The sequence below is a fragment of the Desulfosporosinus shakirovi genome (genome assembly GCF_020595055.1).
GTDB lineage: Bacteria > Bacillota > Desulfitobacteriia > Desulfitobacteriales > Desulfitobacteriaceae > Desulfosporosinus > Desulfosporosinus shakirovi.
On record NZ_JAJDOO010000013.1, the window covers coordinates 30,277 to 44,357 of the forward strand.

Annotated in this window: 15 protein-coding genes; 2 read left to right on the plus strand and 13 right to left on the minus strand. The window is 43.1% G+C overall.

Annotated features, from left to right (window positions below):
- Positions 1-185 precede the first annotated feature (185 nt).
- Positions 186-650, minus strand: a complete 465-nt coding sequence (locus LJE72_RS12870; protein ID WP_229247999.1) for a hypothetical protein — start codon at positions 648-650, stop codon at positions 186-188.
- A gap of 175 nt (positions 651-825) precedes the next feature.
- Between LJE72_RS12870 and LJE72_RS12875 the strand changes: the two genes are divergently transcribed.
- On the plus strand, positions 826-1,338 hold the full coding sequence (locus tag LJE72_RS12875; protein ID WP_229248000.1) for a hypothetical protein: 513 nt from the start codon (positions 826-828) through the stop codon (positions 1,336-1,338).
- On the opposite strand, the gene LJE72_RS12880 is transcribed toward LJE72_RS12875, so the two are convergent.
- The 7 genes from LJE72_RS12880 to LJE72_RS12910 form a co-directional block, all read right to left on the minus strand.
- Positions 1,333-2,103: a pseudouridine synthase gene (locus LJE72_RS12880; RefSeq protein WP_229248001.1), complete on the minus strand. Its 771-nt coding sequence runs from the start codon at positions 2,101-2,103 to the stop codon at positions 1,333-1,335. The genes LJE72_RS12875 and LJE72_RS12880 overlap by 6 nt on opposite strands.
- Positions 2,090-3,550 (minus strand): ArnT family glycosyltransferase, encoded by a 1,461-nt coding sequence (locus LJE72_RS12885; protein ID WP_229248002.1) that lies wholly within the window; start codon positions 3,548-3,550, stop codon positions 2,090-2,092. Before LJE72_RS12885 ends, LJE72_RS12880 begins: the two co-directional genes overlap by 14 nt.
- Positions 3,535-4,335 carry a glycosyltransferase family 2 protein gene (locus LJE72_RS12890; RefSeq protein ID WP_229248003.1) on the minus strand — a complete coding sequence of 267 codons (801 nt, stop codon included), beginning with the start codon at positions 4,333-4,335 and terminating at the stop codon, positions 3,535-3,537. Before LJE72_RS12890 ends, LJE72_RS12885 begins: the two co-directional genes overlap by 16 nt.
- Positions 4,336-4,384: 49 nt before the next feature.
- Entirely contained in the window at positions 4,385-4,924 is a 540-nt protein-coding gene (locus LJE72_RS12895) for a spore maturation protein (protein ID WP_229248004.1), read from the minus strand.
- Positions 4,921-5,502: a nucleoside recognition domain-containing protein gene (locus LJE72_RS12900; protein WP_229248005.1), complete on the minus strand. Its 582-nt coding sequence runs from the start codon at positions 5,500-5,502 to the stop codon at positions 4,921-4,923. Before LJE72_RS12900 ends, LJE72_RS12895 begins: the two co-directional genes overlap by 4 nt.
- Positions 5,503-5,600: 98 nt before the next feature.
- On the minus strand, positions 5,601-6,044 hold the full coding sequence (gene ytfJ, locus LJE72_RS12905; RefSeq protein WP_073030267.1) for a GerW family sporulation protein: 444 nt from the start codon (positions 6,042-6,044) through the stop codon (positions 5,601-5,603).
- The gene (locus LJE72_RS12910; RefSeq protein ID WP_229248006.1) at positions 6,025-6,696 is read right to left on the minus strand and encodes a DUF2953 domain-containing protein; all 672 of its coding nucleotides are present in this window, start codon (positions 6,694-6,696) and stop codon (positions 6,025-6,027) included. The genes ytfJ and LJE72_RS12910 overlap by 20 nt, the downstream gene beginning before the upstream one ends.
- A gap of 581 nt (positions 6,697-7,277) precedes the next feature.
- Between LJE72_RS12910 and LJE72_RS12915 the strand changes: the two genes are divergently transcribed.
- Positions 7,278-8,219: a DUF4474 domain-containing protein gene (locus tag LJE72_RS12915; RefSeq protein WP_229248007.1), complete on the plus strand. Its 942-nt coding sequence runs from the start codon at positions 7,278-7,280 to the stop codon at positions 8,217-8,219.
- A 176-nt stretch (positions 8,220-8,395) separates the two neighbouring features.
- Here the strand turns inward: LJE72_RS12915 and scpB are convergent, their stop codons facing one another.
- The 5 genes from scpB to LJE72_RS12940 all read right to left on the minus strand — a co-directional run bounded on the left by scpB (position 8,396) and on the right by LJE72_RS12940 (position 13,973).
- Entirely contained in the window at positions 8,396-8,944 is a 549-nt protein-coding gene (gene scpB / locus LJE72_RS12920; protein ID WP_229248008.1) for an SMC-Scp complex subunit ScpB, read from the minus strand.
- Positions 8,945-8,950: 6 nt separating this feature from the next.
- Positions 8,951-9,718: a segregation and condensation protein A gene (locus LJE72_RS12925; RefSeq protein ID WP_229248009.1), complete on the minus strand. Its 768-nt coding sequence runs from the start codon at positions 9,716-9,718 to the stop codon at positions 8,951-8,953.
- Entirely contained in the window at positions 9,718-10,692 is a 975-nt protein-coding gene (trpS, locus tag LJE72_RS12930) for a tryptophan--tRNA ligase (protein WP_229248010.1), read from the minus strand. The genes LJE72_RS12925 and trpS overlap by 1 nt, the downstream gene beginning before the upstream one ends.
- A 66-nt stretch (positions 10,693-10,758) precedes the next feature.
- Positions 10,759-11,415, minus strand: a complete 657-nt coding sequence (locus tag LJE72_RS12935) for a site-2 protease family protein (protein ID WP_229248011.1) — start codon at positions 11,413-11,415, stop codon at positions 10,759-10,761.
- Between the two features lie 8 nt (positions 11,416-11,423).
- Positions 11,424-13,973, minus strand: coding sequence for a CBS domain-containing protein (locus LJE72_RS12940; RefSeq protein WP_229248012.1), 2,550 nt, complete (start codon positions 13,971-13,973; stop codon positions 11,424-11,426).
- Between the last annotated feature and the right edge of the window lie 108 nt (positions 13,974-14,081).

Here is a 14,081-nt window from a genome sequence, read left to right on the forward strand (position 1 = left end):
ACACCATTGAATACTATAACTCTGCTTTAGTGATATTTCAAGTCCAATTCATTACTCCTTTGAAAATTGTTTACTATTTTCTCTTTAACTATGCATGATTGTCTCAAAATCAAAAGAGCAAGAAAAGCTCTCCATGGCATTCCTTGCTCTTTGTATATGGTATTTAGTTTCAAAATTAATAACTGTCAGCGTAAATATTTTTGTTCAAGCAATCTTAATTCTTGTTGAAATGATTGACTAAGTCGAAAGAGTAAACGCTCCATATCCAATCTGTGAAGAGATATGTTTTCAGGACTTAAAAATTCAATTTTGCGGAACTCTGGTTTAATCAAGAGAGGGAGCAAATCATCGATATTCTCAATACGCAAGGTTAGAATGATCGGAGCATAGGCAACCTCATGGTGTCGCCGCCCATTCTCTTCTGATACTGTATAAACATCTAAACTTAGATCAACATCCTCGATAATGATTCCTTGAAGCGGCACATTGCGAAGTAAAGCAACTTGTTGTTCTCGCATTGTTTCAGCCATTATTTCCTTACTCTTCCCTCCAAAGAAAAATCGTCCATTTTTTGATTCACCGCGAAAATCCACTCTAATCCGTACGCGAATGTGTTCTGTCAGGAGCTCATTCCCAATCCGAATTTTCATTACTGGTTCTCTCCGTTTCCCCATCTTACTACATTCTGTCTTTTTATTTCATATAAATTAAATATTCTCCATAGATTTGATTTTCTCCTGCAAGCCTTGCTTTAGGGTTGGAATTTGTGGACATACTAAGAAAACTTCAACGGGTATATATGCGTTTAAAAGGAGGATAAATTACATGCTAAAAACAGCCGTTGCTATTTTCAAAGGTCCTCAACAAACCAAGGAGGCAATTGAAGAAATTCAAGGGGAATCCTTGGCGAATAGTAAAGTATCCGTGGTGGTTCTAAGTGAATACCTCCACCAAGGTCAATACCGCGAAGAAATTGCTAACGAATTAGCCTATTATCCCAGCGAACCCTTTTTCGACAAGTATCATACTTGGCTGGTTCAAGCTCCACCGTTTCTCGTACCCAATTTAGGGGAAGTGGTTGTCGCCGGACCTCTAGCCAGTCAGCTCATGCATCAACCTCAAGGTCGCGGGCTTGCTGAGGTACTGCTTAGCTATGGTCTTTCAGAAATTCGCGCGCGCCATTATGAACATGAAGTGCGCACGGGGCATTGGTTTGTTCTAATCCAAACAGAACACGAAAAAATCAGTGCGGTTACTAATACCTTGCGTGGCTATGGTGGAAGAGATATTGAGAAATGGAATAAGGAACTGGATCATCCTACATACCCTAAATCATAAGCCTGCTTTACTTCGCAATTCCTGGATTTCCTCTTTGGTAAGAGCTCTGTAAGCACCGGAACGAAGAGTATTCCCTTGGCTAAGTGAACCGAAGCGAACCCGCTCAAGCTTAAGGACAGGATATCCGACAGCTGCAAACATCCGACGAACTTGGCGATTTCGCCCTTCATGAATTGTCACTTCCAGGATTTCTAAACGACTCGATTTAGACTTCTCGGTACTCTTTTTGGGAACAACGCACACACGCTCTACAATCGCTGGTGCGGTGTTCCCATCTTCCAGCAGTACACCTTGGCGCAAATTGTCAAGAGCGCTAATACCAACCGGACCTTGTACCCAGACACGGTAAGTCTTCTCTACTCCATATGAAGGATGCATCAAGCGATGGGCCAATTCACCATCATTAGTGAGCAGTAAGGCCCCAGACGTGTCATAATCTAACCTTCCAACCGGGTAAACTCGTACTGGAACTCCCTTCATTAAATCAGTAACAGTGGGTCGCCCTTGTGGGTCATATACACTGGTAATTACACTAACAGGTTTATTAAGAAGATAATAGTGCGGTTTTTCAGAGCGTTGGACTGGCTTTCCATCGACTTCAATATAGTCATCTGTTTCCACTTTATGCCCTAAGGCAGAGATCTTTACTCCATTTACACTTACCCGACCTTCTAGAATAAGTTGCTCAGCATGTCGCCGTGAAGCCACCCCAGCTTGCGCTAACACTTTTTGCAAACGTTCTTTACTCTCTTTATCTTGAGCCATATTCTCCCCTTCCTAACTGTCCGTTGCTAGTATTTAATTCCTTTGTGTCACCAGAATTGTCTAAATTACTTAAATCATATACGCCGGGTCCAACCTCAGGATAACTATTCTGAACTTTTCCCCAAAACTGTTCGCTCTGTGTGCTATGAGGAAGATGTACAAGGTAATCCCCCTGTAACCGTTGAAGAACTTCGAAGGCAATTTCAGTATCGGCTGGGTCTAAACGAAATCCAACCCTCTGTGCATAATAAAACGTCATCGGCGGCGAATCGCTTAATACCAGGATGCTTGATGGTACAGTATGCTCTTTAATCCACTCAGCTTGACTGAGATATTCCCGATTCCATTGATACTTTGGAGCCAAGTCAGTATAGGACCCTTTGTTGATTAACACTAGGAAGACAATACCAATCGCTGTTCCTGGCAGGGAGGATATCCAGTCAAGGGCATAAGCACTTAATAAGGAGGCTAAAGGTAAAATAGGCACTAAGTAATAATCTAAAGGAATACGGGCACAAACTATTCCAATATATAAAACACTAATTCCACACCAAGCCAATAGGGCCATACGCGCCTGAGAGCGAGAAAAAAGGATGCGGAGCATCCCAGCTCCGGATAAAAAAAGGACTATCTCAGTAAATCCATGTTGAATATTCTTTTTCAATATCTCCCAATCTAAGCTTGTTGCATTGACAACTTGTCCAGTTAATATTCCTGATACAAATTGACTGGAAGAAGCAACGTTAAAATGTACCCATAAATAATATACCAATGGCGGAATAAGCACAATCATGCTGTAACGGATAAGTTTCTCTATCCGGCGATCAGTAAGCGGCCAAAAACCCAGCAGAATGGCAACTGGAAACAACATAAGCTGAGGAAGCTTAGCTAGTATTGCCCCAGCCATCACCAGGCCTGCTTGCCAAACCCCGCTCACCTTTTGATCATTCCTCCAACTCCAGATCATTGCTAATGCCCAAATGCTCCAGGCTTGGGCCATAGGTTCAGGCATAACAACTCGTCCATAATAGATTGACATAGGGATTAAGGAATATATTGCAGCCGCAAAAAGCCCAACCCTGTCGGAGAATATATTTCGCCCCAAATTATAAATTCCTGCCACTGTAACCAAGGATAAGGAGACCGACCACAAACGTCCCCAAACATCCGCCCAACCGAAGATACTCCAACTCCAAGCCAAAAGATAAGGCAAAAAGGGAAATTCCAACTCAACACTTTGGGGTATCACTCCGTCGTAATTAAGTTGGGGTATGAAAACATTCGGAAAATCCATTAAATGACCTATCATATGGGTTGCCATACTTGCCGTATCTGCCTGCCTCCAGGCCTGATCATCTAACAACGGATTCGTAATTCCGCGTAAACGGAACACTAAGGCAATAAGCAAAATCATTGCCAAGAGTATACGGTTTATTCCTCGGCCCATTTCACGGTACTCCACTTGTTGCGTTTCAACTGATATATGAGTTGTAAATATCCCCAAATCGTTGCTCCAATTTTCATTTTACTGGCACCTTTTTTTAGTTCATAGTGAAGTTTTAAGGGAACTTCGGTGACACGCTCTGCGAAAGGAGCAACTTTTAGCAATAGTTCAACCATCCCAGAAAAATTCTGACTCTTAATGATATTTGGTCCGTATTGTCGGGTTCCCTCGACCAGCAGTCTGAGTCGATATGCTCGATATCCACATGAATAATCTCGAACTCCCTTGATTGGTGCAAAAAATCGCATGACCCTTCCGGCTCCCCAAGACAGTCCTCTACGTCCAAACGAAAGTCCGTGCTGCTCTCCGCCTTGAACATATCGTGAAGCAATCACTAGATCTGCGCCTGAACAAATCTCATCATACAATACGGGAATACAGTCTGCAGGTTGAGTATTATCTGCATCCATGGTGATAACAATATCAGGAGAATCTTGTTTTTCAGGAGGGTGCTTGTCCTGTGAATTGACTTGATAATTATGATTTAAAACATATTGAAAACCACTGTTTATGGCTGCCCCTAACCCTTGGTTTTTCTCATGATTAACTCCGTGCACGTTGTCATGTGTTTGGGCGTAATTCTGAATAACATCGAAAGTACTATCAGTACTTCCATCATTGACAACAACGATTTGATGAGGAATAGCCGCACAATTGTGATCTATATCTGCTAGCAATTCCGGAAGTGCTTGGTCCTCATTATACGCGGGTAAAACAATATATAGCATACTAACAATGCCCCCTTTCGGTTCATTGTTAGTATGCACAAAGTAGGGGTCAATAAAACACTTTAGTAACTATCCAGACTGAGACAATCAATCCAATGATATCCGCCAGTAATCCTAATTTAAGTGCATAACGATACTTTTTGATTCCTACCGAGCCAAAGTAGACTGTTAGTACAAAGAATGTGGTATCTGTACTCCCTTGTAAAGTTGACGCTAAACGCCCGATGTAGGAATCCGGTCCATATTCATTGATTAGTTGCGTTGCTACTCCTAAGGCTCCCGATCCACTTAGAGGACGCATAATTGCTAAAGGAATGATGGCAGCGAAATCAGCCTCCAGTCCTAATAGGGCAAAAAGCGGGTGCAGCCAATGCGACAGTATATTAAGAGCACCGGAGTCTACAAACACCCTAATTGAGACAAGCATCCCAATTAAGAACGGCAGTATCCGTACACCCGTCTTAAAACCCTCCTCCGCCCCCTCTACAAACGACTCATAGACAGGAACCTTACGCAGGTAGGCTGTCACCGGAATAAGTAATAAGAGAAGGGGGATTGCCCAACGGGATATTTCTGCAATTACGTTCATGTCTTCCTCCTGTGACGTATAAAGTAATCCACTGAAATCGCCATGAACATAGCACATCCGGTCGCGACTATAGTCGTCCCAATAATTTCAGTAGGATTGGCTGAATTTGCTTTTAATCGCACTCCAATAATCGTTGCCGGGATTAGAGTAATACATGAAGTATTTAACGCTAAAAATGTAATCATGGCAGGGCTTGCCACATCAGGTGTAGGATTTTCCTTTTGGAGTTCTTGCATAGCCTTAAGTCCAAAGGGTGTTGCTGCATTACCTAACCCCAATATGTTAGCGCTTAAATTCATAATAATAGCACCCAAGGCTGGACTATCAGGTTTTAGAGATGGAAACAGCCGCCGAATTGCTGGCCCAAAAATACGCGCAATCCCTTTAACTAGACCAGCTTCCTCTGCCAAGCGCATAAGACCCAACCATAGACTCATTACGCCGATTAGTTCAATTGCAACCTCCACTCCGAGTTCTGCAGCCTTCATCGCAGATATTGTAACATTTTCAATGTGACCATTAAACGCAGAGACGATTATTCCGACCGCCAACATTAAAAGCCAGATGAGATTAACCATTTCCCACCCCCTGACTAAAATGTATGAAAGGGACAAACAAAAAAGAACGAGATATCCCGTTCTTTCTGCTTGATCAATATTCTTAGGTTGCAACCTGTTTAGTCGCGGGCAATAATAATCTCGTCTGTAGTTCTCTTTTTCTTTTGAAACATACCTGTAATTCGCTCTAATAGATCTGGAACAGTATCAATCAAACGGTCAACTACTACATTACTATCGACAGGAAGAAGCCGAATGTTTCCGTTTCCGACAACCAAAAAGCCTACTGGTTGCACTGATACTCCTGCTCCGGCACCACCGCCAAACGGCAGAGCCGGACCTTGACCCGGCGTGCCTCCTCCGGAATTCCCTCCCTCTTTGTCATCCGGTGGAGCAAATTCACTGCCGCCTGCCGCAAAACCGCATGAAACCTTGGAAATCGGAATAATCACCGAACCGTCCGGGCTCTCAACCGGGTCGCCAACTATGGTATTAACGTCGACTATTTGTTGGATACTCTCCATCGCGGTTTTCATTAATGATTCAATCGGATGATTCCCCATGTATTGTCTTCCCCCTTATACCCCGCTTAAACGTTCGTAATAATCTCAGTCCTACGAAAATAATATGGCCTATTCTCAGATGGAATATGCATTGAATATCACAAAAGAAACCCTCTTTTTTAAACTGGGGAATTACTACTATTGCTGGAGATTGCACTTCCATCGTCACCTGTCTGTAAAGGTAGGAGAAAGCGAACCCAAACATCGTCCAAATAGATCCTGCTGCGATAGCAGTATGACATGCATCTTTGTAGCCAATTTCTACTCGCCAATTGATCGCCTTACAATGAATCCCTCTATAAAACTGTCTCTTAATGCGATTTATGTGCTTTAACAGCATGGGAATGTTCTGCCACAGCCGACTCAAAAAGCCGCGCCGTACATAGCGAACGCGTGCAGTAGTTTTAGTCTTACGAGTTCCTCCTTTTGATTGTGCAACCTGTTCGAATTCAATCTGTGGACCTTTTTCCCACTCTAATTGAAGGGTTGGAATCTGATAGTTTGCCCGCCATAATCCTTTAAAAGCACGAAAATCAATATCAATATGATCTTCTTCTTCGATACGACGGTATCGAAAATCTACTTGTACTTTTAAGACAAAGCTGATTAGCAGTAAGATAACCATAGCGAGCAATAACGCTAAAACTCGCACCTAAACCCCTCCGTACTCCATTCATCATCCTAGATACTGAGCTAAAGAAAACTTGGCTGGCTCCAAGACTTCAGTCGTGGGCGATCGCCTCATTTGCACTGATATGCGCTGACCATGACTTGAACAAAACAGGACGTTCGAGATTAGAATCCGCCATGAATGGCAAGGCACCGTGATGACCGCTTGCCCCTTTTGCCATGGATGGCGAGAAGGGACCTTCAGAAAGTATGTAAGGGAAGTTGTACTTTCTGTCTAGTGCTAAAAAGATAAGATTCCCCAGTTGATGCCTAATTATGCAATAAGCAAGAAATCTTTCTTTCTCGCTATTCACGAGAGGGAATTATCCCCTGTATATTACCCGTATTTTAACTCAAACCTACAGAAACTAAACTGTTGAGTGCAATATTGCAATGATATTCCACTACATTTGCAGTTATCCTTCTAAAGCTATACCATCAGTCATCAACTAATTGAGCATCTCCTGTGCCTCTCCTTTGTCAAATTTTGTGTTTAAACAAATTTGACAATTCATGCACCATTCTATACATTGACCCAATAATATGTACTAAGGGGGGATATGTATGTCCGTTCAAATAAAATCTCAAGGCGAATTGTCAATGAGCAAAAATGTTGACAAGATCGGCTTTTTAACTCGGGGAACAGATAACTCTGAATTGGATAAAGTAATTGAAATCGCAGGTTACTCCCATGATTCAACTCAGGATATTTTCTATTCCATCATGAATCCTTGGCAGAGAAGTATTGGCTACTGCCGGCTTTTTGACGAAGCGGCAGCGCCGCTGGGAATGATCATAGACTGTGAACCCATTCATTTCGAATACAATGAGAAAAAATGGATGATTGGATTTTGGAAAGGTCAGTATGACTTAGTCACCGGGGGAGAAATAGGAGTTTATACCGGGGCACTGGATTTAAAGATACCTGGCTTCTTTACAGGTACTTTTTATAATTGTGCAGGCGATGCCGACTTGTTGCAGATGTCCTTTGTCTTAAGGAAGAATGGAAATGTACTATTCACGCGAGAAGGAGAACATTGGTGGTTAACTGGTTTCAAGCTTGGCGAATTCTCCGAACCCCCAGAGTTAACAATGGATGTCAACATCACCTTGAAAGACAGGCTTATGCGCGATGCCTTTATCGGCGGTATGCGGAAAACGGGATATTCAGTTGATGAATTTTCAATTGATGGAAACTCAGTAAGTTTTAGATTTGCTACCCCGCATTCAACCCAACCTATTACTCGCACCAACTCAACTGATAGAATTATACAAAGGAAAAACGAACTGCTTTGCGTTAAATATCAAGACATTACGAAAGAGTTTGACAGCCTCCAGGCTAAAGTAAAAGCTATTGAGGATCAGGCCCCTGAACTATATCAAAAAATTCTTAAGATAGGGAAAGCAAAACCATTACTCGAAATCTATGAAACAGTTTTAGTTGTTATTATAGTTGCAGTCGGAACCTATCTGGCATCTCGAATAATCCTCGATGAAGGTAATTGATACTTTTTACAGTGTCATTGGCAGATAGCTACAACTTCAGTCTCATAAAAGATGAAGTTGTAGCCTATGCAACCAAACCAAGGCCTCTGGTACAAGAAAAGATTCTTTTGCCTTTTTCTTAACATAATAAAAGCAATCTCCAAGTAAATGGAGATTGCTTTTATTATGTTTATCAGCTACTCTTGAGCGCTGGCCACCTCATCATCACTAAACGATCCTGCTTCTAAGTCTGGCATATCCTCGAGGGAACGCAAGCCAAAATGAAGTAAAAACTGCTCTGTCGTGGCATATAGAATGGGTCGCCCCGGTCCATCCTTGCGACCTACATCTTTCACCAGACCTTTCTCAACTAGCGTTGCTAGGGCGCGATCAGATTGAACTCCTCTGATGAAGTCCACCTCTCCTCTCGTCACCGGTTGCTTGTAAGCAATGATAGAGAGCACTTCGAGCGCTGCATTGGAGAGAGCTTGTGCAGGTTGTTTATACAAAATTTCTATATAGCGCGCAACCTTGGGCTTCGTACCTAGTTTAAAGCCTCCATTAATCTCTAAAAGGGTTAATCCGCAGGAGTCTACAGCGTACCGAGTACGAAGCTCATAAATAAGCTCTTTGATCATCGCTAAGTCTAACTCCAGAATCTCCCCGAGCAACTCTGGTGTCAGGGGATCCTTGGCAACAAATAAAAGAGCTTCTAAGGCAGCCGTTTCCGGTTCCCTAAATAGCAATTCTATCTACTCCTCTTCCATGAATTCCCAGGCCTTTTCAGTTGGATATAGCATAATTTCGCTAAGCAGTGTTACTTGCTCAGCGCGCACCTTTCCAGATTTCAAAAGTTCTAACAACGCCAAGAAAGATACAATCATTTCCATACGCGTTCCTATTCTCATGAGCTGGTTAAAACGAAGCCCCTTCGGATGAAGCAAAACACGACGCAAAACATCTGCAAGCATAATGTCAATTGCAATTTCGTCCGGTTCAACGTATCTGATTTCTTCCCCTTTTTCGGCACGTTCAATTACTCTGCAAAACGCTTGCCATAAATCATCAAAATCTATCCCCTTAAGAGGATCTTCCGGTTTGACATCCGTCAATAACCCCTCGACATTGATTTCGCGATAATAGGATCGCCCTGATGAGGTTTCCAAGTTCTCAAGTACTTTAGCCGCTTGTTTAAATGCCCTGTAGGCCAGTAAGCGTTCAACCAGTTCCTGTCGTAAATCTTCCTCCTCGACCGGACTTTGCTCACTTTTTGGGGATTTTGGTAAAAGCTCACGTGATTTAATATAGAGTAACTGGGCTGCAAGCACCAGAAATTCCGTGGTTACTTCCATGTCCATAGATTCCATTCGACGTACAACTTCCACGAATTGGTCAGCAACTCGCGCAATCGGGATATCATAGATATCCACTTTTTCTTGTTGAATAAGAGTTAACAACAAATCAAGCGGGCCCTGGTAGGCAGGAAGTTCGACCTGATGACCAGTGTTTTCACGTTCCATTACAGTCCCATGACGCAACGAACTTCTTTCATTGTCTCTGAGGTGGTTACCCGCGCACGCTGGGCACCTTCTTCTAAGACCTTTTCCACTCGACCGGGCTCTTCCCAATAAGCACGCCTTTCTCTAAAAGGACTTATTAACTTCTCTAAATTCTCTGCCAGATGCCGTTTACACGCCACACAGCCCACTTTTCCTGCGCGACATTTTTCTTCTACCTCGGCAACTTCCGGAGTGTAGATTTTATGGAATTTATCCACGACACAAACTTCAGGGTGACCCGGATCATCTTTACGCAGCCGAGCTGGATCTGTTACCATTTGTTGCACTCTCGTCTTAATCTCCTCAGACGAGGCCGTAAGGGATATGGCATTATGATAACTTTTACTCATCTTCCGCCCGTCAACCCCAGGCAAGAGAGGTACTTTGCCCACAAGATCTTTAGGTTCGGGAAACACAGGTCCATAAAGATGATTAAAACGTCGAGCGATCTCCCGGCAAAGCTCGACATGAGGGATTTGATCTTCTCCGACCGGCACCACATTTGCTTTATAAACTAAAATATCTGCGGCCATTAAGAGAGGATACCCTAAGAATCCGTAAGTTCCAAGATCTTTTCCCTGTTGGCTTAATTGTTGAATTTGATCCTTGTAGGTGGGTACCCGTTCCAGCCAAGATAAGGGTGTAAACATAGATAATAGCAAATGAAGCTCAGCGTGTTCTTTGACCTCAGACTGTAAAAAGACAGCACTCTTTTGAGGGTCAATTCCCACACTGAGCCAATCTAAGGCTATCTCCCTCCTTAAGCTGATAAAGTCTAATCTGTCTTCATACCCAGTTGTCAAGGCATGCAAATCTACGATCGAAAAATAGCTCTCATAATCCTCCTGTAAGGTCACCCAGTTCTGAATCACACTCAGGTGCCCAATATGTAATGCCCCTGTCGGACGCATTCCACTAAATATTCTTCCCTTCATATTTACACCCCTTTTGTAAATCTCTGGTCACTCTTGACCAACGACCTCTGATTCTGTCTATTACCTTCACCCTATAAATGGTGTTAATAGTAAGGTAATGATTTTCTGATAAACCAGCAATATTCCAAATACTGCAGGAGAAAGCACTTTTCCGAGAATATCTGTAAAGAGAAGTACGATTAGAATAATCATCCCATACTGTTCAACCATGTTCAACTGGGAAGCAAACCGTTCAGGCAACAACCCACCAAGTACGCCAAAACCATCGAGAGGAGGAATCGGCAGAAGATTAAAAACTCCTAAACCAAGATTCATATAGACAATAGACTCGAAAACAAGATAGATGATATCGTACCACTCTGAACCTTGAATCCAAAGCATGGTCACAAACCATAACAGCATTGCCACAAAGGCCACGATCAAATTCATGACTGAACCTGCCAACGATACCATAATTTGCCCGCGCCTCTTGTCCCCCCGGTAATAATGAGGATTAGTCATAACGGGCTTTGCCCAACCAAATCGATATAAGAGCGCCATAAGGGTTCCAAAAAGATCTAAGTGTACGAAAGGGTTTAAGGTTAAACGCCCCTGACTTCGCGGTGTCGGGTCCCCTAAACGGTCGGCCACCCAAGCATGAGCAAACTCATGAAAGGCAAACCCTATCATCAAAGCAGGAATATTCGCGATAATAGTGACTAAATTGAAATCGAACAAATTCATACCTCCTTCTAACGCTGGGTATTAACCCACTGACGAGCCATTCCCTGCTCTTCTTCTGAGGTGCTAATTCTGCCCTCGAGCCAAGCCATTCGTACTCGATCTAGAATTTCTCCGATTTCTGGACCTTGCTTCAAACCCATCTGTAAGAGAGCCTTTCCATCAAGGGACATGTTAATTCTTTGACCAGCCTCAAGACATTCCATTATTCGCACTTTAAATCGTTCATCCCGCGCTAAAACAATCACAACTTCCTTGGGGGCCTTGTTTAACAAACGGTCCATTTCGCTTATAGTTAAGCGCTCCATTAATGATTCACGCAATTGTACATAGGCAATTGTTTCATCCCGAAGGGATCTATTTAAAATTACTCGTTCAAGCAAGGTGCCAATTTCGGCAGATTCCATTTGGGATACAGAGACTAGCCAACGCATGTTAATTGACCAATCCTTGCTGTTCTCCGCATTAACTAAGTTGAAATTCCAAGCAAGCTCCTTGCCAAACCAGGCTTTAAATAAGCCGCTCTCCACTAAGATCTGACCCATCGCCAGATAGTTAACCTCTCTAAAGATGAGTAGTACCTCTTCCGTAAAACGTTCCACACTGAGTTTAGAAAGGACACCTGTCTCTATGGCAGTATGTAACGCATCTAGAGTTTCTTTAGCAAAATCAAAATGATAGCGTTCAGCAAAACGTATTGCTCGAAGCATTCGAGTCGGGTCATCTATAAAACTGATATTATGCAAGAAGCGAATTTTCCTTTGATGCAAATCTTGCTTACCGCCATAATAATCAACAAGTTCTCCGAAGCGCTCAGTATTCAGACAAATCGCCATCGAATTAATCGTAAAATCCCGTCGAAACAGATCATCCCGCAAACAAGATTCTTCCACTTGAGGAAGTGCTCCCGGAAAAGAATAATGTTCCCATCTCGTACTGGCTATGTCAAGATGACTTCCATCAGGAAAAATAATCTGAGCAGTTCCAAACTTTATATGCTGCGTCAGCTTTCCATCCGGGATACGCCGCATCAGTGCCTGGGCAAATTGACCGCCGCTGCCTTCAACTACAAAATCTAAATCTTGGGTAGGTACGGAGAGCAATAAATCTCTGACAAATCCTCCCACGATATAAACTGAACACTCTTCTTCCTCGGCAGTTTCGCTCACCGCTTCAAGGAGATTTTGAACTTCCTTAGGCAGGCCTTCTATCAAATCCAAGATATCCTGACGCATGGCAATACTGCGTTCTCGTGCGAGCTGCGTTTCGATAGGAACTGATCCGCCGTGAACCAGACGTAAAACGTCTGACCTGGAAACGATGCCAACGAGATTCCCATCTTCCACAACAGGCAGACGTCCGATATCGTGTTGAACCATCAGGCGCTGCACTTCATCCCAAGGCACATCAGCCTCTACGGTAGCTACCTTTGTGGTCATAAAACCTTTTACCGGTGCATGTTGCAGGCCATGTTTAATTGCTTTATCGACATCACGTCGAGAAATAATCCCAACTAAATTCTTATCTTCTGTGACAGGTACTCCTGTATGCCCGTAACGCAATAAAATTTGTTCCACTTCACCCAGCCGTGTCTCAGGAGAGACAGTTTTAACTGGGAAGCTCATGATATCTCTAACAAGATGAGGACGTTTAGCGCGACTCTGAATAGCCGAACGCAATTGCTTCAATATGTCGGGGAGTTCAGCATCCTTAATGGTTGCAGAAGCAGCTCTTTCATGTCCTGCACCGCCAAATAACTGAACTAATCCATTGACAGGTAATCCTCTGCCCCTGGAACGGCCTACTATGTACACCCGGTTCTCCATCTTAACCAACAAAAACCAAGTTTCGGCACCTTCAAGTTCACCCACTCGGTGAGCTAATAAGGCAAGACCGCCTACATAGTCCTTAATCTCAGCATACGAGATATATACGGCTAATCCATCAAAAAACTCTGTTTGTCCTTGATCTAACAATTGTTGTAAGAGTTCTTTCTGCTCCTCAGCAAGCGGTCGACGCAAATTTTTAGCGATTACTCCCAGGTTTGCCCCTTGCTCTAATAAATAAGCCACAGCGTGAACATCACGAACTGTGGTATTATCAAACAGTAAGCTTCCTGTATCGTCATAGATCCCAATGGCAATTAAGGTTGCTTCAAAACTGCTTAAGGGCAATCCAAGTCCAGCTAGTTTTTCAACTAAAAGAGTAGCGCACGCCCCGACAGGCTCTATAACCATACCCTGTTTGAGCTCACCCGCATAAGGATGGTGATCATAGATTGCCACCTCAATCCCAGGTAGTCTAGCCACTTTTTCCCCTAAGAATCCTACTCTATGAAGTTCATGAGTATCTACTAAGATAACCCGAGAAACCTCTTCCAGATCGATATCCTGAGCTTTACGAAACCTCAATTGATCTCTTGACAACGCCAAAAAGTCTTGAACAAAGACATTCGGTTTCCCGTCCATGACCAAAACGCTGTTTGGATAAATTTTCTGGGCAGCCACCATAGATGCTAAGGCATCAAAATCGATTTGGCGATGAGCCAAAATGATATCCATTCTACATCCTCAATCTCCTATCCTTATGATTATCTTTGAATTATACCATCTTTAGCCTATTCACAGCAACTTGTTGGTTACAGTCAGAACTAAGTTAAGCAAGCTTGC